Below are 21,770 nucleotides of genomic sequence, written 5' to 3'. Positions count from 1 at the left end.
GCAGGTCTGCGGCGCGGGCCCTTCGCCGGTCCGCGTCGTGCGATCAGCCTGTGGCGGGTGGCGCCGGGGCGCGCGCCGGGTGATCCGATCGTGGGTATTCCGCGACGGCAGGGGCTTGTGACGCAGGTCACATCGATGCGGGGAAATAACCGGGGACGTGGTCCCCGTTTAACCGTGTGTTCAGCGAAGTGGGGAATCCTCCCCCGGATGGTTCGTAAGAGTGTGAGGAGGCCGAGGCGTGACCAGCACAGCCGACACCGCGCCCGCCCGCCGCGTTCCCCGGCCGCGGGCCGACGCCCTGCGCAACCGCGAGCGGATCGTGACGGCGGCCCGCGAGATGTTCGTCGAGTTCGGCTCCCAGGTGCCGTACGACGAGATCGCGCGCCGGGCGGGCGTCGGGAACGCCACGCTCTACCGGAACTTCCCCGAGCGTGCCGACCTCGTCCACGAGGTCGTCCTCTCGCTCATGGCCCGCGTCACCGAGGTCGCCGAGCGGGCCGCCGAGGAGGAGGACGACACCTTCGCCGCCCTCAGCCGCTTCACCCACGGCGCCGCCGACGAACGCGTCGGGGCCCTGTGCCCGATGCTCGACGGCGCCTTCGACAAGGACCACCCCGACCTGATCGCCGAGCGCGACCGCCTGGAGGAGGCCGTGCAGGGCCTCGTCGAGCGGGCGCAGCGGGCCGGCCGGCTCCGCACCGACGTGGGGGTCGGCGACCTCATGGTGGCGCTCTCCCAGCTGACCCGCCCGCTGCCCGGATCGGGCTGCGGCGCCTTCGACCAGTTCGTCCACCGTCATCTGCAGCTGTTCCTCGACGGCCTGGAGACCCCCGCCCGCTCCGAACTGCCGGGCAAGGCCGCGACCCTGGAGGACCTGAGACGCGACGCCTGCGCGCCGCCGGCGCGGTGAGCGCCGTGATCGCAAGGGCCGTTGTCACCGCCGCGACCGCCGCGACCGCCGCGACCGCCGCGACCGTGGTGACCGTGGTGACCGCTGCGACCGTCGTGACCACCGCGACCGTAGTGACCGCTGCGACCGTCCCCCCGGGACCCGGCCCGACCTGACTGACGACTTACGTCACCCGCCTGACGTCACCCGCACTTTTCCGACCGTTTTCGCCAGTACGCGCCAAGAGGTGGCTACACCCATGCCGAAAATCCCCGATACCACCGCGATCCAGGCCGACCCCGGCCGCTGGAAAGCCCTGATCTTCATCGCCCTCGCCCAGCTGATGGTCGTGCTCGACGCGACGATCGTGAACATCGCCCTGCCCTCCGCCCAGCAGGACCTGGGGATCTCGGACGGCAACCGGCAGTGGGTCATCACGGCCTACGCCCTCGCCTTCGGCGGTCTGCTCCTCTTCGGCGGACGCATCGCCGACCTGTGGGGCCGCAAGCGCACCTTCGTCACCGGCCTGATCGGCTTCGCGGCCGCGTCCGCCCTCGGCGGTGCCGCGACCGGCGAGGCCATGATGCTCGGCGCCCGCGCGCTCCAGGGCGCCTTCGGCGCGCTCCTCGCGCCGGCCGCGCTCTCGCTGCTCGCCGTGACCTTCACCGACGCCAAGGAGCGTGCGAAGGCCTTCGGCATCTACGGCGCGATCGCCGGTGGCGGCGGCGCCGTGGGCCTGATCCTCGGCGGCTTCCTCACCGAGTACCTGAACTGGCGCTGGACCTTCTTCGTCAACATCCCGTTCGCGATCGTCGCCGCCGTCGGCGCGTACCTCGTCGTCCGTGAGCCCGCCGGCGGCCGCAACCGCTCGCCGCTCGACATCCCCGGCGTGATCCTGTCCACCCTCGGCCTGGTCTCGCTCGTCTACGGCTTCACGCGCGCCGAGTCCGCGGGCTGGAGCGACGCCGGCACGATCGGCCTGTTCGTCGGTTCCGCCGTCCTGCTCATCGCGTTCGTCGTCACCGAGTACCTGGTGAAGTCCCCGCTGCTGCCGCTGCGCGTGGTCACGAACCGCAACCGCGGCGGTGTCTACCTGTCGCTGGGTCTCGCCGTCATCGCGATGTTCGGCCTGTTCCTGTTCCTGACGTACTACCTCCAGGTCGTGAAGGGGTACTCGCCGGTCAAGACGGGCTTCGCGTTCCTGCCCATGATCGTGGGCATGATCGTCGGCTCGACGCAGATCGGTACGCGGCTGATGACCCGGGTCCCGCCGCGCCTGCTGATGGCCCCCGGCTTCCTGACCGCCGGCATCGGCATGCTGCTGCTCACCCAGCTGGAGGTCGGCACCTCGTACGCCGGTCTGATCCTGCCCGCGCAGCTGCTGCTCGGTCTGGGCATGGGTACGGCGTTCATGCCGGCCATGTCGCTCGCGACGCTCGGCGTGGACCCGCGGGACGCCGGCGTGGCCTCCGCGATGGTCAACACCTCGCAGCAGGTCGGCGGCGCCATCGGTACGGCTCTGCTGAACACGATCGCCGCCTCGGCGACCACCGCCTACCTGGCCGACCACGCGGCCGGCGCGACCACTCCGGCCGCGCAGAAGCTGGTCCAGCTCCAGGGCATGGTCGAGGGCTACTCCGCGGCCATCTGGTGGGCGGTCGGCATCCTGGTCCTCTCGGCCACGATCGCCGCGGTGCTCATCAACACCGGCAAGCCGGGCGGCGGGCCCGTCGCCGGGTCCGGTGCGGGCGCGGACGACGAGGTGCGGATCCCGGTCGTCGCCCACTGACGACCCTCGGTCTTCCGCGGACGACGAGGTGCGGATCCCGGTCGTCGCCCACTGGCGGCCCTCGGTCCTCCGTTCCCGTACGGGCCTGCCCCGGCACCGCTTCCCCAGCGGTGCCGGGGCAGGCCCGTTCTGTCCCCGCCGCGCTCTGCGGTGCGGGGGCGGGTGCGTCGCACGGTCGGGCCGCTCCCCAGCGGTGCGGGGGCGGGCCCGCTACGCGGTCGTGCCGCTCAGCGGAGCCAGGGCAGGTCCGCGTTCGGGTCCGTCGGTTCGAGGCCTTCGGCCATCACGCGCATGATCGCGCCGAGCTGGGTCACCTGCTCGGGGGACAGGCGGTCGAAGAGGGCCTGGCGTACCGCCGCCACGTGGCCGGGGGCGTTGCGCCGGAGGACCTCCATGCCCTCGTCGGTCAGCCGGGCGAACTGGCCGCGCTTGTCGGAGGGGCAGTTCTCGCGCAAGACCCAGCCGTTGTTCTCCAGGCGGGCGACGGCGTGGGAGAGGCGGGAGCGGGTGATCTTGGCGCTCTTGGCCAGCTCGGTCATCCGCAGCCGGCGGCGCGGGGCCTGGGAGAGCTGGACGAGGAGGCCGTAGTAGATGTGCGGCATCCCGGCGTCGCGCTGCAACTGGCGGTCGAGGTGGTCCTCGAGGAGCGTGGTGGCGTGCAGGTACGCGCGCCAGACGTGCTGCTCCTCGTCACTGAGCCAGCGGGGTTCGGTCATGTCTCCCATAGCGCCCATCGTACGACTCATTCTTGAAAGTTGAACTATGTGGGGTTACGGTGTACGGGCAGTTAGCTTGAAGTTTCAAGAACCTAGGAGCCGGAGGTCGTCGCCATGGACGCCATGGACATCACGTCGGAACGGATGCCCGCCCTGTACCTGTCCCACGGCGCCCCGCCGCTCGCCGACGACCCGGTCTGGCCCGGCGAACTCGCCGCCTGGTCCGCGAACCTGCCCCGCCCCAAGGCGATCCTCATGGTCTCCGCCCACTGGGAGGAGGCGCCGTTCGCGCTCGGCGCCACCGAGACGGTGCCGCTGGTCTACGACTTCTGGGGCTTCCCGGAGCACTACTACCGCGTCCAGTACGCGGCCCCCGGCGCCCCGCGGCTCGCCGAGTCCGTCCGCGGACTGCTCCGCGCGCCCGGCACCCCCGTCCAGGACATCCCCGACCGGGGGCTCGACCACGGCGCCTACGTGCCGCTCGTCGAGATGTTCCCCGGCGCCGACATCCCCGTACTCCAGATCTCCATGCCCACCCTCGACCCGCGCCGCCTCATGGACATCGGCCGCAGGCTGGCCCCGCTCCGCGACGAGGGCGTACTGATCGTCGGCAGCGGCTTCTTCACCCACAACCTCGCCGCCCTCCGACACCCCGGGGGCGGCGTCCCGTCCTGGTCCGCCGAGTTCGACGCCTGGGGGCACGAGGCCCTCGCCGCGCGGGACGTCGACGCCCTCCTCGACTTCGCCCACAAGTCACCCGCCGGCCGCCTCGCCCACCCCCGCACGGAGCACTTCGCCCCGCTCTTCGTCACCATGGGCGCCGCCGACGAGGCCGGCGACCTCGACGCCGAGCGGTCGGTCATCGACGGCTTCTGGATGGGCCTCGCGAAGCGGTCCGTGCAGTTCGGCTGAGACGTGTCGGAACGGCGGGCGGTTAGCGGTTCGGGCGGGCCGTGTGGAGCGGACCGTGTGAAGCGGTCCGTGTGGAGCGGTCCGTGCCGTTCGGCTGAGGCGTGGCGGAGTCGTATCGACCGAGCCGCGTCGGCTGAGGCGCGTCAGAACGCCGGCCGGTTCAGCTCCACCGCGCGGACGGCGGCGGCCAGCGCGAGCGGATCGCCGACGTCGAGCGCGGTGTCGGCGAACTTGATCGTGTGGTCGTCGCCGTGCGCCGCCGCCCGCTCGAAGACCTCCTCGGGGGTGAGGGAGGCCGTCGCGTACGGGGCGGCCTCCCGCGGTGTGTACGCGGCGGTGACCGCGGCCGCCGCTGACCAGGCGGCCGCCAGGCTCGGCGCCCACAGCTCGCGGGGGAGCGCGGGCAGGGCGCGCAGGACCGCGTTGGGCGCGGTCGCCGCGTGGACCAGCATGATCGGCTCGCCGTGGCCGTGGGTCGCGTACCGGTGCGTCGCCGCCGCCACCAGCTCGGTGAGCAGCGCCTTCGCCGTATCCGGGTCGGGCGCCGCACCCCACCGCGGGAACGTCGTGAGCTGCGCCAGCCGGGTCCGGATCCCGCCGTCCTGCTCCGGAACCGGCGGCACGGCGTCGAGGGCAGCCGCCGCCGACGGCGCCACGGCCAGCGGGGCGAGCGGCGGGAGCGGCTGGTGGCGGGCGGCCCAGTAACCCAGGGCGTGCGCCAGCTCGGCCAGGCGCGGGGCCGTCTCCTCCGCGCCGGGCGTCAGAAGGGTCCGTACGGCGTGCCCGGTGCGGATCACCGGATGCGTCGCGCCGGCCGCGATGCCCGGGAGCAGCCGCGGCCACCACTCGGCGAGGACCTCCCGCCACGGGCGCTCCGCCACCTCCCGAGCGAAGAAGCGGGTCCAGTCCGTGATCCGCGACGGGTCGCCGAGCGCCTCCCGCCAGCTGTCCGCGGTGACCGCGAGGAGCGCGGGCGGCGCGTCCTCCAGCTTCGGCGCGTAGTGGTCGAGCCAGCGGTGGACGGCCGGCGCCCGGCCGTGGCGGACGAGGGCCTCGACGGCCATGGGGGCGTGATTGGACAGCCAGCCGTCGCGCTCGGGCCCCGAGGTGTGGAGCCGTTCGAGGGCCTCGTCGAGGGTGCCCGTGGTGTCGGTCATGGAGGTGACGGTAGGGCGGGGTCCCGCCCGGCCGTAACCGACCGGGGACCTAGTCCGAAGGACCGAGGGGGACGAGGCAACCGTGTACAGCACGGAGGCGTCTGAAGGGATGGCGCCGCATGTGATCGCGGTCTCACCGACGGTGTGGTCGTGAACCCCCGCGAGGGGCGCCGAAACACCCCCCGTGCCCAGCCTGACCTGCGCCTCCGTGGGTTCCGGCGGCATGCCCGCGCGGGCGGCGGCCGCGCAGGATACTGCATGATCGCGAAAATCCATGTGCCGGGTGGGAATTCTGTCCTGATTCCAGTCGTTGTTTCCGTCGGATGCAGGGCACCCGAAAAGGTGTCGCGACCTACTCAGCAAGGGAGCACGCATGGCAACCCGTGCCGTCGCCCGTCGTCAGACCTCCGCCAAGAGCGGGGCCGCACGGGCAAGCAGCGTTCGCGCCGTGGGCGGGGAGATCGCCGACCGCGACCTGGTCGGCATGTACCTCGACGAGATCGCGCGCACGCCCCTGCTCGACGCCGCCAAGGAAGTCGAGCTCTCCCAGACCATCGAGGCGGGCGTCTACGCCCAGCAGATCCTCGACCGGGAAGTGGAGAGCGAGGCCGGCGGCGCGACCCGCGAGGAGCTCGAAGCGCTGGTCGCCGAGGGCGAGCGTGCCAAGGACCTCTTCATCAAGTCCAACCTGCGGCTCGTGGTGGCCGTCGCACGGCGCTACCCGCGCAGCGGGCTGCCGCTGCTCGACCTGATCCAGGAAGGGAACGCGGGCCTCGTGCGCGCCGTCGAGAAGTTCGACTACGCCAAGGGCTTCAAGTTCTCCACGTACGCCACGTGGTGGATCCGTCAGGCCATCACCCGGTCCATAGCCGACCAGTCCCGGACCATCCGCCTCCCCGTTCACCTCGTGGAGGAACTGGGCCGCATCCGTCGCGTCCAGCGTGAGTTCAACCGCGAGAACGGGCGCGAGCCCGAGCCCGCCGAAGTCGCCGCCGAGCTCGGCTCGACACCCGAGCGCGTCATCGACGTCCTCGACTGGGCCCGCGACCCCGTCTCCCTCAACATGTCGGTCGACGACCAGGGCGAGACCCAGTTCGGCGACCTCCTCGAGGACACCTCCGCGATCTCCCCCGAGCAGTCCGTGCTCACCCTCCTCCGCAGCGAAGAGCTCGACGACCTCATCGACAAGCTCGACCACCGCACCGCCTCCATCATCCGCATGCGCTACGGCATCGAGGACGGCCGCGAACGCACGCTCACCGAGGTCGGCAAGCAGCACGGCCTCACCCGCGAGCGCATCCGCCAGATCGAAAAGCACGCCCTCCTCGAACTCAAGAAGATGGCCCACGACACCGGCTTCGACGCGGTCGCCTAACCGCCCCCCCCCATCCGGCTCCAGGGGCCCGGGGCGCTGCCCCCGGGCCCCTGCCCTGCCCGCCGTGCCCCGCGCCCGCCTTCGCGTGGGCTGCGCCTGGCGACTCGCGCGGCCGGGGCCGGGGCCGCGCCCGCCCTGTACACCGTGCCCCGCACCCGGGGTCGCGCCCGCCCTGTGCGGGCTGGGCCTGAGGCCCCGCACCCCGGGGGCTGCGGCCCCTGTGCGGGCTGCGCCTGAGGCCCCGCGTCGTGGGCGCTGCCTACCGCCCCCCGGGGTCTGCCGTGCCCGTCTGCGCCCGCGCCTTGCGCCGGCTGTGCCCGCCGCCCATCGTCGTGCGGGCTGCGCCCGCCGGTCGCCCCGGCCCACGTGTGGGCAATCGTCCCGCTGGGGCGGGACGGGTGGGCACACGGGACGGCGCCCTCGGCGGCGCCTCGCCCCCCTGCACCTGCCCGCACCCATAGTTCGCCGGGCACCCGGTGCGGGTTCAGGCGCGGAAGCCTAGGCCCGGCAGGGGGCGCCGTCCGTTGTGCCCACCCGTTCCGCCCCAGCGGAACGAATGCCCACAACGGGGGGCGCGTCGTCCGTTGTGCCTACAGCGTGGGTGGGCGGGGGTGAGCCGTCCGTTGTGCCTGCAACGGGGGTTGGCCGACATCGACGGGATGCGGGTCCGCAACGGGGGGCCCGACGGGGCGTGGGTCCGTAATGGGGGCTGGGAGGCCCCGAGGGGTGGGGGCGCGGTGGGGTTAGGGGGTGGCGGTGGAGAGGCGGGTGGAGAGGGTGCGGATGTGGGTGATGAGGGGAGGGGGACCGTGGACGGTGAAGTCGACGTCCATCATGGCGAGGCGGAGGGCGAGCCATTCGACGGAGTCGGTGACGCGGGCACGGAGCCGGCAGCGGTCGGGACCGGTGGGGGTGGGGACGAGGTGCGTGGGGAGGCGGGCGACGACGAACTCCGCGGGCGCGGCGAACTCGACGTCGAGGTCGAGCTCGCCCTGGGCCCGGGCCATGGAGCGGGCCATGTAGGTGGCGGCGTCGCCGGAGGGCAGTTCGCGCGGGGTGAAGCGGGCGCCCGTGGCGAAGGGCTCGCTGACGCGGTCGACGCGGAAGGTGCGCCAGTCCTCGCGCCCGAGGTCGTACGCGACGAGGTACCAGCGGCGCTCGGTGGAGACGAGCCGGTACGGCTCCACGAGTCGTTTGGTCTCGGTCCCGTCCCCGGCGCGGTAGCCGAACCGCAGCCGTTCGTGGCCGGTGACGGTGCCGGCGAGGGTGGTGAGGGTGGCGGGTGTGACGGTGGCGCCGTCGCCCCGGGTGAGGGGGATGGTGGCGTTCTGGAGGGTGGAGACCCGGTGCCTGAGCCGTGCGGGCAGTACCTGTTCCAGCTTCGCCAGGGCCCGGACGGAGGCCTCTTCGACGCCCTCGATGGCGTGTCCCGCCCCGGCCCGCAGGCCGACGGCGATGGCGACGGCCTCCTCGTCGTCGAGGAGGAGCGGCGGCATGGCCGTACCGGCGACGAGACGGTAGCCGCCGACCGCGCCGAGGGTCGCCTCGACGGGGTAGCCGAGGTCGCGGAGGCGGTCGATGTCCCGGCGGATGGTGCGCGGGGAGACCGAGAGCCGTTCGGCGAGTTCGCTTCCGGGCCACTCGCGCGGGGTCTGGAGGAGCGAGAGCAGGTTCAGGAGTCGTACCGGGGTGTCCGTCATGTCTTCCAGGATGCGGCTTATCTAGGACATCATTTGACCTAGATCGGTTCTATCTTCCTCTTATGAGTTCACACGACGCCGTCACGGATGCGGCCCCCACGGACACGGCGGACAAGCGACGCTGGATCGCCCTCGCCATCGTCATGACGGCGGCCTTCATGGATCTGGTCGACGCCACGATCGTCAACATCGCGATCCCCAGCATCGAGCGGGACCTCGGCGCCTCCTTCGGGGCCATCCAGTGGATCACCGCCGGTTACGCGCTCGCCTTCGCGGCCGGGCTGATCACCGGCGGCCGGCTCGGCGACATCTACGGGCGCAAGCGCCTCTTCCTCATCGGCACGGCCGGCTTCACCCTCGCCTCGGCGCTCTGCGGCTTCGCGGCCAACCAGGAGATGCTGGTCGGCTCCCGCCTCCTCCAGGGCGCGGCCGCCGCGATGATGGTGCCGCAGGTCCTGTCGATCATCCACGTCACCTTCCCGGCGCACGAGCGCGGCAAGGTGTTCGGGATGTTCGGCGCGATCATCGGTCTCGGCGCGGTCTCCGGCCCGCTGCTCGGCGCGCTGCTCACCCAGTGGAACATCGCGGGCCTGGAGTGGCGTCCGATCTTCCTGATCAACCTGCCGGTCGGCGTCGCCGGTCTGCTCCTCGGTCGGAAGTTCATCACCGAGTCCAAGGCGCCGAAGGCGCTCCGTCTGGACATCGTCGGCATGCTCCTGGTGACCGCCGCGCTGCTCATGCTGATCTACCCGCTGACCCGCGGCCGTGAGCTGGACTGGCCGCTGTGGGGCCACCTGATGATGGCCGGCAGCCTGGTCGTGTTCGGCGCCCTCGTCGCGTACGAGAAGTACAAGACGAACAAGGACGGTTCGCCGCTCGTCGAGCTGTCGCTGTTCAAGGTGAAGAGCTTCGCCGCCGGCATCGCCGTGCAGCTGACCTTCGGTGTCGTGCTCGGCATCTTCTTCCTGGTCTGGACGCTCTACATGCAGATCGGGCTCGGCTGGAGCCCGCTGAAGGCGGGGCTCACGGGAGTGCCGTTCTCCATCGCCGTCTCGGTGGCCGCTGGTCTCTCGGTGCAGCAGCTGGTGCCGCGCTTCGGCCGCAAGGTCCTCCAGGCCGGCGCGCTCACGATGATCGCGGGCATCCTGCTCTACCTCTTCGAGGCGGGCCGCTACGGCACCGGGATCCACTCCTGGCAGATGATCGCGCCGCTGGTGATCATGGGCCTCGGCATGGGCCTGATCGTGGCCCCGCTGACGGACGCCGTGCTCTCCGAGGTGCCGCGCGAGCACGCCGGTTCCGCTTCCGGTCTGATCAACACGACCGGGCAGATGGGCAACGCGCTCGGCCTCGGCCTGGTCTCCGTCGTCTTCTTCGGCGTCATCGACGACAAGCACCTCGCCCAGGCCCCGGCCGAGGTGGGGGCGGCCTTCACCGACGCCTTCCAGAACTCCCTCGGCTGGGCGGCCGGCGTGCTCGCCGCGATCTTCCTGGTGATGTTCGCGCTGCCCGCCAAGCCGAAGCAGCACCTTGAGGGCGGCGACGAGGGCGAGGACGCCTCCGAGTCCGTGGAGAAGGAGCCGGCGCTCGCCCACTGACCGGGAGCACCGCTCACCGAAGGGCCCTGCCCGGGGACACCACCCCGGGCAGGGCCCTTCGCCGTGTCACCCGTCCGTCAGGGGCGCTTCGCGCCCGGGGGAACGAGGTTGCGGGGTGTGCCCGGCGGCAGCGCGCTCTTGAACCCGCTCGTGCGCAGCACCGCCGGCGTGGGCGTCGTCTGCTGGGTCCAGTCGTTGGCCCAGATGAAGTTCGAGCCGTTGGTCTGGCCGAACGTCTGCCACACCTGTCCGCCTCTGGTCACGACCTTCACCAGAGCCGTGTTGCCCTGGTTGTCGTAGGACACACCGCAGGCGTCGGCGGGGAAGAAGCGGTTCCGCGGGTCCGTCGCCGTCGCGACCTCGTTCGTCAGGTCCTGCCAGACGATCGTCCCGCCTGCCACGGCCGCCCGTCCGACGTAGACCTTGCCGCCGGTGAGCACCGCCTGCTGGTCCTCCGTGCTGGAGGGGGCGTAGAGGTCGATGTCGGAGCAGGGGCCGGTGGCGCCTGTGGCACCCGTTGCTCCGGTTGCTCCGGTTGCTCCGGTTGCGCCGGTAGCTCCTGTGGCGCCCGTGGCGCCTGTGGCGCCCGTTGCTCCCGTGGCGCCGGTCGCGCCGGTTTCACCTGTCGCTCCGGTGGCGCCGGTGGCACCCGTGGCGCCGGTCGGTCCGGTCGGGCCGGTTTCACCCGTGGCTCCGGTGGCCCCAGTCGCCCCTGTGGCGCCGGTCGCGCCGGTCGGACCGGTCTCGCCCGTGGCTCCGGTCGCACCCGTGGCTCCGGTCGCGCCGGTAGCTCCAGTCGCTCCGGTGGCGCCCGTGGCTCCCGTGGCGCCCGTCGCTCCGGTAGCACCGGTCGCACCAGTAGCTCCCGTCGCCCCAGTGGCACCCGTCGCTCCGGTGGGACCGGTGGGACCGGTGTCGCCCTTCGGGCCCTTGGGGCCGGTGGGGCCAGGGGGGCCGGGCCGGCAGTCGTCGTCGCCGCCGGCGATGGTGCGGGGGGTGGTGCCCTCGACGAGGGGCTGGATCTCGTGGTCCAGGAACTCCTGGAGGGAGTTCGCGGGGCCACCCCCGTGCTCGTTCTCGGCCTCGGGCGCGTGGTCGGCGTCGGGGTGCTGGCGGGGGCCCTGCTTCTGGCAGCCGTGGGGCGGGGGGCCTGCCAGGGGGGTGCTCGCGGCGCCGGGGGCGCCGGGGACGGGGGTTCGGCCCCAGGTGGCTGCGGTGGCTGTCGCGGGGGACGCGAAGCCGGTGAGGACGAGGGCGACCGAGGCGATGGCGCCGCCGCCGATCCATGTGCGACGGCGGGGGAGCGGGCCCAGCGGGGTCCGGGTCCGGGTCCTGGTGTCAGGACGCATGCATGCTCCTTCCTGCACCGGCGGATGGGCCGGTGGGAGATGTCCGAGGAGCACCTGCGGCGCTCCCTTTGTCGGATCATCGGATTGCGCATGCGAAGTCTTGACGGTTCGGCGGCACTCTCAACGCCATGGCCCAGCGCCGACAGCCGAACGGATGCGTGCACGACGGCGAACTCCGGAGGGTGGCGCGGCGCGCCGACGGCGCCGCCGGACCTGCCCTACGTAGGGTCGCGCACCCCGCCAGCTCCCCCGTACCGACCGGAAGTGGTGTTGCCGTGCAGCCGTCCATCTGCCTGTGCATGATCGTCAAGAACGAGGCCGCCGTGATCGAGCGCTGCCTCGCCTCCGTCCGCGGCCTCGTGGACACCTGGGTCATCTCCGACACCGGGTCCACGGACGGGACGCGGGAGCTGATCCGCGGCGCGCTCGCCGGCATTCCGGGCGAGCTGCGGGAGGACCCGTGGGTGAACTTCGGCCACAACCGCAGCCTGAACATCGCGCACGCGCGCGGCCGGGCCGACTACCTCCTGCTCCTCGACGCCGACCACGTCCTACGGCAGGAGGGGCCGCTGACGCTGACCGCCGACGCGTACATGATCCGCCACGAGGGGGCGCTGGAGTACCGGATCAAGCGCCTGGTCAGAGGCGATCTGCCGTGGCGGTACGAGGGCGTGACGCACGAGTACCTGACGGCCGACCGGGACCACGTGCAGGAGAACCTGGACGCCCTCGTCATCGAGGACTACGCCGACGGCGGCTCGCGCCACGACAAGTTCGAGCGCGACGCCCGGCTCCTGGGCGCCGAGCTCGACCGCGACCCGACCAACCCCCGTACGGTCTTCTACCTCGCGCAGACCATGCGGGACATGGGCCGCTCCGACGAGGCCGTCACCCTCTACGAGCGGCGCGCGGCCATGGGCGGCTGGGGCGAGGAGGTGTACTACTCGCTGCTCCAGTCCGGAGTCCTCCGGGCCGACGCCGGCGAGTGGCCGGCCGCGATGGACGCCCTCTCGCGGGCCTGGGAGTCGCGTCCGGAGCGCCTTGAGGCCTGTTACGAGCTGGTGGCGCGGCTGCGGACGATGCGCCGCCACCACGCCGCGCACGCCGTCGTCTCGGCCGTCGTCGACCGGGAGCCGCCTCCCGGCGACCTGCTGTTCCTCCAGCCGTGGGTGTACCGGTGGGGGCTGCTCTTCGAGTACTCGATCACCGCGTACTGGACCGGGGACCACGCGGCCTCGCTGGCCGCCTGCGACCGGCTGCTCGCGCTGCCGGACCTGCCCGAGAGCTACCGCGAGCAGACCCGCGCCAACCGGGCGTTCGCGGCCGCCCGGCTGGACGAGGCCGCCCGGCCGGACGAGGCCGCCGCCCCCGCGCTCGTCTGAGGAACGCGGGGGCGGCGGGGGTGCCGCGGCGGGTCCGGCCGTGCGACGGTACGGACCTGCGGCGGTACGGGCGTCAGCGGACCCGGGAGCGGGACTCCATCGCGTCGCGGGCCGCGCGCTCGGACTCGTACACCTCGCACATGTGCCGGCCGTCGGGGGTCGAGGTGTGCTCGACCTCCCACAGGCTGATCTCGCTGCCGTCGAGCAGCAGGAACTGGTGCTCGTAGAGGGTGAAGCCGGCGTCCCGGCCGCCTTCGACCGGGCAGTGGCGACCGAAGGCCTGCGTGATGTGGTGCGCGAAGGCCAGCCGGAGGCGGCGGACCGTCCGCTCTCCCGGCCGGTCCGCGTTCTCCGCGCGCCGCAGGACGCGGCGCGCGTGGTCGGCGGAGTTGTCCGGCACGTACATCCGGGGCTGGGCGGGTATGGGGCGGGCGAGCAGGGCGCTCAACAGCTCCAGGTCGTCGTCCTCGTCGAGGGCGCGGCCGTCGGAGCGCTCGACCGTCCAGCCCGGCAGCGGCCCGGTCGGCAGCCGGGACGCGGCGAGCCGGGCCTCCGACTCCTCCGCGTACAGCTCGTGCTGCAGGGCGCCGTCCCGGCCGGTGTTGTGCACGAGCTCCCAGAGGCTGAGCGCGCTGCCGTCGGCGAGCAGGTACGTGTGGCGGTGGGTGGTCCGGTGCAGCGACGCGCTGTGGTGCGAGGAGTGCAGCGCGCTGGAGTGCGCGAGCGCCGAACCGAGGCGCTCGACGGTCGAGTCGGGCAGGTCGAAGGAGTTGAGCGCCCGGCCGAGGAGGCGCTCAAGGTGCGTCTCGGTCGTCTCGAAGGGATCGTGAGGATCCTGCGGATCGTTCAAGAGGGTCTCCAGGCCGTCGCCGCATGTCACTTGGTGCTTGCTTAACGTAGTCCCTGGGTCTGACATCGTGTCCGGGGTTCGGGAAAACGAAGGGCGCGCACCGGAAGTTCCCGTCGGTTCGGCTCCAACTCCCGTGGGCTTACCGGGAGTACGCGTCCGCTGCCGTTCCGTACAGCTCGCGGTACGAGGGGAAGTCGCCGCCCGGACCGCGCCGTCCGCCCGGGGCCGCGAGCACGGCCCGGACGATCGCCCGGGTCACCAGGTCCGCGCCCGCGGCCAGGATCTCGTTCAGGGCGAGCGGCCCCGGCTCCGCGGGCAGCTCCCGCACTCCGGTGGCGACCGCGAAGACCGTGTCCCCGTCGTTCATCAGGTGCACCGGGCGCACCGCGCGCGCGATGCCGTCGTGGGCCGTGCCCGCGACCTTCCGCGCCTGGGAGCGGGTCAGCACCGCGTCCGTCGCGACCACGGCGAGCGTGGTGTTCAGCGGCGGCGGCGCGGCCGTCCGCCGCGCCTCGGCGAGCCGCCGCACGGCCGCCTCGTGGACCGGGGGCTCCGGGAGGACCAGCCGGCCGTCCGCGAAGTAGCAGCCGTACGGGACGCCGTTCGCCGGGTCGACGACCGAGCCCGCCGCGTTGACCACGACGAGCGCGCCGACCGTGATCCCCGACTCCAGGACGGTGCTCGCCGTCCCCACCCCGCCCCGCAGCCCGCCGGCCACCGCCCCGGTGCCCGCGCCGACCGCGCCCGTCTCCACGCGCGCGTGGTCCCCGCTCGCGGCCGCCGCCTCCACCGCCGCGCGGCCCGTCGCCGCGTCCGGCCGGGCCGCGAAGTCGCCGCCGCGCCCCAGGTCGAAGACGCAGGCCGCCGGCACCACCGGCACCACGTGGGACGGGTCGGGACCCACCCGCACGCCCCGGTGCCGCTCCTCCAGCCAGGCCATCACCCCGGCGGCCGCGTCCAGGCCGTACGCGCTCCCGCCGGTCAGGACCACCGCGTCGATCCTCTGGACCACGTTCCGCGGGTCCAGGGCGTCGGTCTCCCGCGTGCCGGGCCCGCCGCCGCGCACGTCCACGGCCGCGACCATCCCGCCCTCCGGGGCCAGGACCACCGTCGTCCCGCTCAGGGCCCCGGACCCGGCCACGCGCGCGTGCCCCACGCGCAGCCCGCTCACGTCGGTGATCGCGTCCCGCCCGACCGTCTCCTCGGGAAGTGTCATGTCCCCTGCCTACCACGGGGCTTGGTTCCCCGCGCCCGGGTCAGCGCTTCGGGCCGAGGTAGGTGCCGCCCGAGGCGTCGATCACCGTCCCGGTGATCCACCGGCCGTCCTCCGACGCGAGGAACGCGACCGGGTCCGCGATGTCCTCCGGCTGCCCGACCCACGGCAGCGCCTGACCGCCGATCAGCATCCCCTCCAGCTCGGGCATCGCCGCCATCGCGGCGGTCAGCCCGTCGGTCTGCGTCGGGCCCGGGGCGACCGTGTTGACGGTGATCCCGCGCGCCCCGACCACATTGGCCAGCGTGCGCGTGAACGTCTCCATCGCCCCCTTCGACATCGCGTACGCCAGCTCGTCGGCGAGCGCGATCCGGGTGACGGCCGAACCGATGTTCACGATCCTTCCGCCGTCCCTCATCACCGGCAGCAACCCCTGCACCAGGAAGTACGGCGCCCGCACGTTGACCGCGAACAACCGGTCGAACAGCTCCGGCGTCTCGTCCGCCAGATGCCCGCCCGAGCCCGTCGCCGCGGCGTTGTTCACCAGGACGTCGAGCACGGCCTCCCCGCTGTGCGCGGCGAGCCCCGCCCGCACGCCCCCGACGAGCGCCGACACCCCCTCGTACGTGGCCAGGTCCGCCCCCACCGAGAACGCCCGTCCCCCGTCCCCCGCGATCAGGTCCACCGTCTCCCGCGCCGCCCCCGCGTCCCGCCCGTAGTGCACCGCCACCACCATCCCGTCGGCGGCCAGCCGCCGCGCGATGGCCCGCCCGATCCCGCGCGACGAACCGGTGACGAGGGCGGTACGGGTGATCTCCTGCTGCATGGCGGTCTCCTCGGGCTTCCGACGCGGCCCGGGGCGTCTCCCCGGGGCACAGGAGAGACACTCGCGCCGACCGCTGACGAGCCGCTGACCGTCGACTGACGGCGACTGACGGACACTGGCCACCGGCCGGGAGACGTTGACGGCCATCGGCCAGCGGATGGCAGACGTTGACAGCCACTGACCACCGGATGGCAGCCGTTGACGGCAACTGGCCCGTGGATGGCAGCCTCCGACGGTCCCTGGCCGCCCGCCCTCACGCCGCCGGCAGGCCCGCCCGCCGGGCCGTGTCCGACGCGCGGGCGCGGTCGGCCGCCGCGGCGCCGGGGTCTCCGGCCGCCTCGTGGACGGCGGCACGGCGGTGGAGCAGGTCCACGACGTCCTCGGCGACGCCCAGCGACTCGAAGAGCTCCAGCGCCTCCGCGAGGAGCGGCAGCGGCTCGGGGGACAGCGCCGCCAGGCCTTCGAGGGCGGTGGCCGTCCCCCAGCGTTCCCCCAGCCCCCGGAAGCCGGCCAGCGCCTCCGTCAGGAGCGCCTCGGCCGAATCCGGTGCGGGCGGGGTCGCCGACAGCGCCAGCAGGGCGCGGCCGACGAGGGCGAGGGAGCGGGACCAGGGGTCGTCGCCGAGGAGCAGCCCAGGGACGGCGCCGGGGCTCCGTGACGAGGCCGGATCCCCGGCGGGGCCTTCGTGCCGGCCGACGGCCGTGGCCCAGAGGAAGGCCGTGTACGGCTGCCGGAGCGGGCTCGTACGGGAGGCGAGGAACGCCTGGGCGCGGTCCACGTGTGCGCCGTCGCGGAGGCCGGCCGCGAGGACGCAGAGCGCGTACTCCTCGCCGAGTTCGGCGGTGGGCGTCACGCGGTCGAGGAGTTCGGCGACCGGTGCGGCCACGAGGCCGCGGAGGCCGCGGAGCCACCAGTACGGGGTGAGGGCGGCGACCATGCGGAGGCCGTCGTCCGGGGTGCCGCCGCGGAGCGCGGCACGCAGGTCGGCGTCCTCCGCGTCGAGGCGGGCGAGCCACTCCAGCTGGTCGGGGCCGCGCAGTTCGGGGTCGGCGGTCTCGGCGAGCCCGCGGTAGTACGCGTGGTGGGCGGCGGGCGCCGGATCGGTGTCGGGGAGCCGCTCGGCGGCGTAGGCGCGGATCGTCTCCAGCATCCGGTAGCGGCCGTCGCGCAGCTCGACGAGCGACTTCTCCACGAGGGAGGCCAGCGGACCTGCGCCCGCCCCGCACACCCGGGCGACGGCGTCCGCCGTCGCCCCGCCGCGGAAGACCGAGAGGCGCGCGGCGAGTTCCCGTTCGTCGGGTTCGAGCAGCGACCAGCTCCAGTCGACGACGGCCCGCAGGGTGCGGTGCCGTCGCGGGGCCGTACGGTCGCCGCGCGACAGCAGCTCGAACCGCTCGAACCGTTCGCCGAGGCCGTCCGCGAGCTCGTCCACGGACAGGGACCGCAGCCGGGCCGCCGCGAGCTCGACGGCCAGCGGCAGTCCGTCGAGTCCCGCGCAGAGCTCCGCCACGCGCGCGTGGCCGGTGAATCCGGGCCGTACGGCGGCGGCCCGCCGCACGAACAGCTCCTGCGCGCTCTCCGGCTCCATCGCCCCGAGCGGCAGCAGTGCCTCCCCGGTGATCCCGAGCGCCTCACGGCTCGTCGTCAGCACCCGCAGCCCCGGGCAGGCCGCCAGCAGACGCCGTACCAGCACCGCCGTCTCGTCGACGACGTGCTCGCAGTTGTCCACGATCAGCACCACGGGCCGCCCGGCCAGCGCGACGTCGAGCCGCGCCTCCCCGCGCACCCCGACGGCCCGCGCGAACGCCTCGGAGACCTCCCCCTCCCCGGCGCCGTTCCCGGCTGCTTCACCGATCCCCGCGCAGGCTGCCTCCCCGATTGCGGTCCCGGCCCCGTTCCCGGCTGCCTCCGTGGTCGCGGTCCCGGCCCCGTTTCCTGCGGTCCCGCTCCCCGGGACCGCGCCCAGGTCCACGAAGTACACCTCGCCCGGCAGCCGCGACCCCGCTCCCACCTCCAGAGCGAGCCGGGTCTTCCCCGCGCCGCCCGGTCCCACGACGGTCACGAGGCGGGAGGCGGCCACCAGGGAGGCGAGCCGCTCGCGTTCCCGGCGCCGTCCGACGAAGTCCGTCAGGGGCGCGGGCAGCGGCGGGGGAGCGGGGCGGGGCCCCGCCGGTGCGCCCCGGAGGAGTTCCAGGTGGACGGCGGACAGTTCGGGGGACGGGTCCGCGCCCAGTTCCCGGACGAGCGCCGCCCGCACCTCCTCGTACACGGCGAGCGCCTCCGCCTGCCGCCCCGCGGCGCCCAGCGCCCGCATCTGGAGCGCCCGCAGCCGCTCCCGGAGCGGCTGTTCCCGGGACGGCCGCTCCAACTCCCGCACCAGGAGAGCCGGATCGCTGCCGGCGGCGAGGGCGGCGGCCGCCCACTCCTCCACCGCGTCGAGCCGTGAGGCGTCGAGCCGGGCCACCTGGGCCGCCGCGAACGGCGCGTCCCGCACATCGGCGAGCGCGGGCCCCCGCCACAGCCCGAGCGCCTCTCCCAGCAACGCGGCCGCGCGTACGGGGTCGCCCGCCGCCCTGGCCCGCGCACCCTCCCGCGCGAGGGCCTCGAACCGCAGCACGTCCACGTCCGCGACGGGATCCCCGACGGCCAGCCGGTACCCGGCGCCGGAGAACTCCACCGCCACCCCCGCCGGGAGGGTCCGCCGCAGCCGCGACACCTGCGCCTGGAGGGCGCCCGGCGCACCGGCCGGCGGCTCCTCCCCGTACAACCCGTCGACGAGGCGCTCGACCGGCACGACCCGGCCCGCGTCGAGCGACAGCCGGACGAGCAGGGCCCGGACCTTCGGGCCGCCGGTGACGGGCAGCGGCGCCCCGGCGGCATCGGCGAGCACGAGCGGCCCGAGGAGGCGGAAGATCATGTGCCGGATTGTGGCGCAGGGCGGCGGGCGTGCTCCAGGGGTCGGGCCGACCCTCGGCCTTCGACTCCCGACCCTCGGCCTACGGTCCGTCGCCCCGCGGTCCGTCATCCCTCAGTCGGTCGCCGTCGGCCGGGTCGCCGGGTTGCGGGCGGTCAGGGTCACGCCGATCGCGACGGCGGCGGCCGCGACGAGTCCGGCGGAGAGGACCGCCCAGTGGCCGGCGAAGGAGCACATGAGGATGGCGAACGCCGCGCCCGGGAGGACGAGTTGCTGGGCGATGCCGACCTTGAAGTAGCGGGCGTGGAGCAGCCATACGGACAGCAGGAAGACGGCGGACGGGATCGTCACCGCCGCGGAGGCGGCGAGGGTGGAGATGTGGGCCTTGCCGACGGACTGCTCGACGGCGATCTCCAGGCCCGCGCCGACGGCGGCGGCCGAGGTGAAGATGACGTAGTGGCCGTAGCCCCACAGGAAGCCCTGGCGGCTGGAGGTCAGCCGGGCGTGGGCGGGCACGACGAAGTAGATCCACCAGGCGGCGAAGACCAGCAGCAGACCGCCGGCGGCGATCGGCAGCAGCTCGCCGAGCGCGTCGTGCTCGACGATGCCCGACTTCACGGCGACGGTCGCGGCGGCGACGGTCTCGCCGAGCACGATGATGGTGAACAGGCCGTACCGCTCGGCGATGTGGTGCGGGTGCCAGGTGCTCGGGGCGTCCTTCTCCGCGTACACGGGCACGGCCATCTCGACCAGCGCCATCACGAGGAAGACCCAGGGGCGTGCGGGCTCAGGGGCGAGGACCAGCGCGAGCCAGCCGACCTGGCAGGCGAGGACCCCGCCCGCGTACCGCCGGCACATCGTCCGCTCGGCGGGATCGGTGGCGTGGTGCGCGGCGCGCAGCCACTGCGACGCGAGCGCGACCCGCATGACGACGTAGCCGAGGTAGACGACGAGGAAGTCGTGCTGCTGGGCGGCGCGCGAGACCCCGGCGGCCAGGATGAGCACGCCGGCGATCTGGACGAGCGTGACGACGCGGTACAGCACGTCGTCGTTGTCGTACGCCGACGCGAACCACGTGAAGTTCATCCACGCCCACCAGATCGCGAAGAACACCATCACGTAGTTCGCGATCCCTTCGCCCGTGTGCCCCTCGGCGACCGCGTGCACGAGCTCCGCGCCCGCCTGGGCGACGGCCACCACGAAACACAGGTCGAAGAACAGTTCCAGCGGCGTGGCGGCCCGGTGCGACTCCTCACGGGAGCGCGCGGTGAGAGGCAGAAACGGTTGTGTCATGTACCCAAGCACAGCAGAGGGGGCTGCCCGGCCGCTCGTCGGCCACGCGGATGCGGAGACGAAGGTCGTGGCGGCTTGCGGGGCGGTCGCGATGCCGCGCGGTCCTCCCGGTCCGGCCCGTCGCCCTCCCGGCCCTCCCGACCCGGCGTCCTCCCGGTCCCTCCGGCCCGCCGCTGACGGGACCTACGCCCCGTCGGACGGGGCGACGTACGCCCGCGCGTCCGGCGACCATCGGCACTCACCTCCCCCTTGTGCGGGGGCGCAGCGTGGAAGGGCAAGGGAAGTCCGCGAAAAGGCAGGGAAGCGCCATGAGTTCCGTAGTCCAGTCCCGGACCGACAGAAGGACGGGTGGGCCGGCCCCCTCGTACGACACGGAGCAGTACCGCCCCGGCAAGCCGATCGCCGACTGGGAGCCCGAGAACGAGCTGTTCTGGAAGTCCGTCGGCAGGAAGGTCGCCACCCGCAACCTGTGGATCGCGGTCCCGGCGCTGCTCGTGGCCTTCGTCGTCTGGCAGGTGTGGTCCGTCACGGCGACCAACCTGAAGGACGTCGGCTTCGGGTTCTCGACGTCCCAGCTGTTCTGGCTGACGGCCATCCCCGGTCTGACCGGCGGCACGGCCCGGATCCTCTACACGTTCCTCGGCCCGATGGTCGGCCAGCGCCGTTTCACCGCCCTGTCGACGGTGGTGCTGATCGTGCCGCTGATCTGGCTCGGCATCGCGATCCAGGACCCGACGACCCCGTACGCGGTGATGGTCGCCATCGCGGCCCTCTGCGGCATCGGCGGCGCGAACTTCGCCTCCTCCCTCGCCAACATCGGCTTCTTCTTCCCCAAGGCGAAGAAGGGCAGCGCGACCGGCATCAACGGCGGTCTCGGCAACCTCGGCGTCTCCGTCGTCCAGCTGCTCACGCCGATCGTCATCACCTGGTCGACCATCGCGATCGGCTCGGCGCAGCACAAGGCCGACGGCACGCCCGTCCACCTGCAGAACGCCGCGTTCCTCTGGGTCCCGGTGCTGCTCGTCCTCGCCGCGGTCGCCTGGTTCGGCCAGAACGACCTGAAGGTCGCCTCGACCCCGTTCCGCCAGCAGAAGATCATCTTCAGGCGCAAGCACAACTGGCTGATGACCTGGCTGTACGTCGGTACCTTCGGCTCCTTCATCGGCTTCGCCGCCGCCCTGCCGATGCTGATCAAGACCACGTTCCCGGACTACTCGGTCGCCACCTACGCCTGGATGGGCCCGGCCGTGGGCGCCCTGGCCCGCTGGGGCGGCGGCTGGATCGCCGACAAGTGGGGCGGCGCCCGGGTCACGATCCTGTCCTTCGTGGGCATGGCCGCCTCGATCGTCGGAGTGATCACCTTCCTGCCCTCGGGCAGTGACGGCGGCTCCTTCTACGGCTTCTTCTTCTGCTTCCTCGCCGCGTTCTTCTTCTCCGGCATCGGCAACGGCTCCACCTTCCGCCAGATCCCCGTCATCTTCCGCGGCACCCACCTCAAGGGGCTGGAGGAAGGCACGCCGGAACACGCCAGGGCGCTGAAGCAGGCGGAGATGGAGTCCGGCGCCGTCACGGGCTTCACCTCGGCCATAGCGGCCTACGGCTTCTTCTTCATCCCGGCCCTCTTCGGCTCGGTGGCCGTGACCAGCGCCATGTGGGGATTCGTCGCCTTCTACCTCAGCTGCATGGTCGTGACCTGGTGGTTCTACGCCCGCAGGAACGCCGAGGCCCCCAGCTGAACCGACACAGCCGAACCGACACAGCCGTCCGACACAGCCGAACCGACACGGCTGAACCGGCACAGCCGAAC

The 21,770-nt window shown here is 73.3% G+C and carries 16 protein-coding genes; 7 read left to right on the top strand and 9 right to left on the bottom strand.

The features are described from left to right. The first annotated feature begins 238 nt into the window (after window positions 1-238). Both MRBLMG1_RS23515 and MRBLMG1_RS23510 read left to right on the top strand, forming a co-directional pair. Window positions 239-910, top strand: a complete 672-nt coding sequence (locus MRBLMG1_RS23515) for a TetR/AcrR family transcriptional regulator (RefSeq protein WP_367826084.1) — start codon at window positions 239-241, stop codon at window positions 908-910. Window positions 911-1,148: 238 nt separating this feature from the next. Further along, window positions 1,149-2,678 (top strand): MFS transporter, encoded by a 1,530-nt coding sequence (locus tag MRBLMG1_RS23510; RefSeq protein ID WP_367826083.1) that lies wholly within the window; start codon window positions 1,149-1,151, stop codon window positions 2,676-2,678. 227 nt (window positions 2,679-2,905) lie between these two features. On the opposite strand, the gene MRBLMG1_RS23505 is transcribed toward MRBLMG1_RS23510, so the two are convergent. Next, window positions 2,906-3,412: a MarR family winged helix-turn-helix transcriptional regulator gene (locus MRBLMG1_RS23505; protein WP_367826082.1), complete on the bottom strand. Its 507-nt coding sequence runs from the start codon at window positions 3,410-3,412 to the stop codon at window positions 2,906-2,908. Between the two features lie 105 nt (window positions 3,413-3,517). Here MRBLMG1_RS23505 and MRBLMG1_RS23500 point away from each other — a divergent pair, with 105 nt between their 5' ends. Continuing rightward, window positions 3,518-4,306 (top strand): dioxygenase, encoded by a 789-nt coding sequence (locus tag MRBLMG1_RS23500; protein WP_367826106.1) that lies wholly within the window; start codon window positions 3,518-3,520, stop codon window positions 4,304-4,306. Window positions 4,307-4,449: 143 nt separating this feature from the next. Here the strand turns inward: MRBLMG1_RS23500 and MRBLMG1_RS23495 are convergent, their stop codons facing one another. Beyond that, window positions 4,450-5,463 (bottom strand): questin oxidase family protein, encoded by a 1,014-nt coding sequence (locus MRBLMG1_RS23495; RefSeq protein ID WP_367826081.1) that lies wholly within the window; start codon window positions 5,461-5,463, stop codon window positions 4,450-4,452. A 373-nt stretch (window positions 5,464-5,836) separates the two neighbouring features. On the opposite strand from MRBLMG1_RS23495, the gene MRBLMG1_RS23490 reads away from it, so the two are divergent. Then, window positions 5,837-6,838 (top strand): sigma-70 family RNA polymerase sigma factor, encoded by a 1,002-nt coding sequence (locus MRBLMG1_RS23490; RefSeq protein WP_367826080.1) that lies wholly within the window; start codon window positions 5,837-5,839, stop codon window positions 6,836-6,838. A 743-nt stretch (window positions 6,839-7,581) separates the two neighbouring features. Here the strand turns inward: MRBLMG1_RS23490 and MRBLMG1_RS23485 are convergent. Further along, window positions 7,582-8,538: a helix-turn-helix transcriptional regulator gene (locus tag MRBLMG1_RS23485; protein WP_367826079.1), complete on the bottom strand. Its 957-nt coding sequence runs from the start codon at window positions 8,536-8,538 to the stop codon at window positions 7,582-7,584. 62 nt (window positions 8,539-8,600) lie between these two features. Here MRBLMG1_RS23485 and MRBLMG1_RS23480 point away from each other — a divergent pair, with 62 nt between their 5' ends. Next, window positions 8,601-10,136 carry an MFS transporter gene (locus tag MRBLMG1_RS23480; RefSeq protein WP_367826078.1) on the top strand — a complete coding sequence of 512 codons (1,536 nt, stop codon included), beginning with the start codon at window positions 8,601-8,603 and terminating at the stop codon, window positions 10,134-10,136. 77 nt (window positions 10,137-10,213) lie between these two features. Here the strand turns inward: MRBLMG1_RS23480 and MRBLMG1_RS23475 are convergent, their stop codons facing one another. Then, window positions 10,214-11,485: a hypothetical protein gene (locus tag MRBLMG1_RS23475; protein WP_367826077.1), complete on the bottom strand. Its 1,272-nt coding sequence runs from the start codon at window positions 11,483-11,485 to the stop codon at window positions 10,214-10,216. Between the two features lie 275 nt (window positions 11,486-11,760). Here MRBLMG1_RS23475 and MRBLMG1_RS23470 point away from each other — a divergent pair, with 275 nt between their 5' ends. Further along, complete coding sequence (locus tag MRBLMG1_RS23470; RefSeq protein WP_367826076.1) at window positions 11,761-12,867, top strand: glycosyltransferase; 1,107 nt, start codon at window positions 11,761-11,763, stop codon at window positions 12,865-12,867. A gap of 73 nt (window positions 12,868-12,940) precedes the next feature. Here the strand turns inward: MRBLMG1_RS23470 and MRBLMG1_RS23465 are convergent, their stop codons facing one another. From MRBLMG1_RS23465 to MRBLMG1_RS23445, 5 genes are all read right to left on the bottom strand, one after another. Next, entirely contained in the window at window positions 12,941-13,783 is an 843-nt protein-coding gene (locus MRBLMG1_RS23465) for a DUF6227 family protein (RefSeq protein ID WP_367826075.1), read from the bottom strand. A 73-nt stretch (window positions 13,784-13,856) separates the two neighbouring features. Next, the gene (locus MRBLMG1_RS23460; RefSeq protein WP_367826074.1) at window positions 13,857-14,933 is read right to left on the bottom strand and encodes a P1 family peptidase; all 1,077 of its coding nucleotides are present in this window, start codon (window positions 14,931-14,933) and stop codon (window positions 13,857-13,859) included. Window positions 14,934-14,973: 40 nt separating this feature from the next. Then, entirely contained in the window at window positions 14,974-15,756 is a 783-nt protein-coding gene (locus tag MRBLMG1_RS23455) for an SDR family oxidoreductase (RefSeq protein ID WP_367826073.1), read from the bottom strand. 253 nt (window positions 15,757-16,009) lie between these two features. Further along, window positions 16,010-18,673, bottom strand: a complete 2,664-nt coding sequence (locus MRBLMG1_RS23450) for a BTAD domain-containing putative transcriptional regulator (RefSeq protein WP_367826072.1) — start codon at window positions 18,671-18,673, stop codon at window positions 16,010-16,012. 111 nt (window positions 18,674-18,784) lie between these two features. Then, complete coding sequence (locus tag MRBLMG1_RS23445) at window positions 18,785-19,963, bottom strand: low temperature requirement protein A (RefSeq protein ID WP_367826071.1); 1,179 nt, start codon at window positions 19,961-19,963, stop codon at window positions 18,785-18,787. Window positions 19,964-20,271: 308 nt separating this feature from the next. Between MRBLMG1_RS23445 and MRBLMG1_RS23440 the strand changes: the two genes are divergently transcribed. Continuing rightward, the gene (locus MRBLMG1_RS23440; protein WP_367826070.1) at window positions 20,272-21,699 is read left to right on the top strand and encodes an MFS transporter; all 1,428 of its coding nucleotides are present in this window, start codon (window positions 20,272-20,274) and stop codon (window positions 21,697-21,699) included. The last annotated feature ends 71 nt before the right edge of the window (window positions 21,700-21,770 follow it).

The organism is Streptomyces sp. LMG1-1-1.1 (assembly GCF_040815545.1).
Classification (GTDB): Bacteria; Actinomycetota; Actinomycetes; order Streptomycetales; family Streptomycetaceae; genus Streptomyces.
The sequence above is the reverse complement of the archived record's forward strand: the minus strand, read 5'-3'. Positions and strand labels throughout refer to the sequence as shown.

What these genes read in the sequence shown, in the direction of transcription:
- MRBLMG1_RS23510 (WP_367826083.1), top strand. Translation starts at nt 1,149, where the DNA reads ATGCCGAAAATCCCCGATACCACCGCGATCCAGGCCGACCCCGGCCGC.
- MRBLMG1_RS23505 (WP_367826082.1), bottom strand. Translation starts at nt 3,412, where the DNA reads ATGGGCGCTATGGGAGACATGACCGAACCCCGCTGGCTCAGTGACGAG.
- MRBLMG1_RS23500 (WP_367826106.1), top strand. Translation starts at nt 3,518, where the DNA reads ATGGACATCACGTCGGAACGGATGCCCGCCCTGTACCTGTCCCACGGC.
- MRBLMG1_RS23495 (WP_367826081.1), bottom strand. Translation starts at nt 5,463, where the DNA reads ATGACCGACACCACGGGCACCCTCGACGAGGCCCTCGAACGGCTCCAC.
- MRBLMG1_RS23490 (WP_367826080.1), top strand. Translation starts at nt 5,837, where the DNA reads ATGGCAACCCGTGCCGTCGCCCGTCGTCAGACCTCCGCCAAGAGCGGG.
- MRBLMG1_RS23485 (WP_367826079.1), bottom strand. Translation starts at nt 8,538, where the DNA reads ATGACGGACACCCCGGTACGACTCCTGAACCTGCTCTCGCTCCTCCAG.
- MRBLMG1_RS23480 (WP_367826078.1), top strand. Translation starts at nt 8,601, where the DNA reads ATGAGTTCACACGACGCCGTCACGGATGCGGCCCCCACGGACACGGCG.
- MRBLMG1_RS23475 (WP_367826077.1), bottom strand. Translation starts at nt 11,485, where the DNA reads ATGCGTCCTGACACCAGGACCCGGACCCGGACCCCGCTGGGCCCGCTC.
- MRBLMG1_RS23465 (WP_367826075.1), bottom strand. Translation starts at nt 13,783, where the DNA reads ATGTCAGACCCAGGGACTACGTTAAGCAAGCACCAAGTGACATGCGGC.
- MRBLMG1_RS23460 (WP_367826074.1), bottom strand. Translation starts at nt 14,933, where the DNA reads ATGACACTTCCCGAGGAGACGGTCGGGCGGGACGCGATCACCGACGTG.
- MRBLMG1_RS23455 (WP_367826073.1), bottom strand. Translation starts at nt 15,756, where the DNA reads ATGCAGCAGGAGATCACCCGTACCGCCCTCGTCACCGGTTCGTCGCGC.
- MRBLMG1_RS23450 (WP_367826072.1), bottom strand. Translation starts at nt 18,673, where the DNA reads ATGATCTTCCGCCTCCTCGGGCCGCTCGTGCTCGCCGATGCCGCCGGG.
- MRBLMG1_RS23445 (WP_367826071.1), bottom strand. Translation starts at nt 19,963, where the DNA reads ATGACACAACCGTTTCTGCCTCTCACCGCGCGCTCCCGTGAGGAGTCG.
- MRBLMG1_RS23440 (WP_367826070.1), top strand. Translation starts at nt 20,272, where the DNA reads ATGAGTTCCGTAGTCCAGTCCCGGACCGACAGAAGGACGGGTGGGCCG.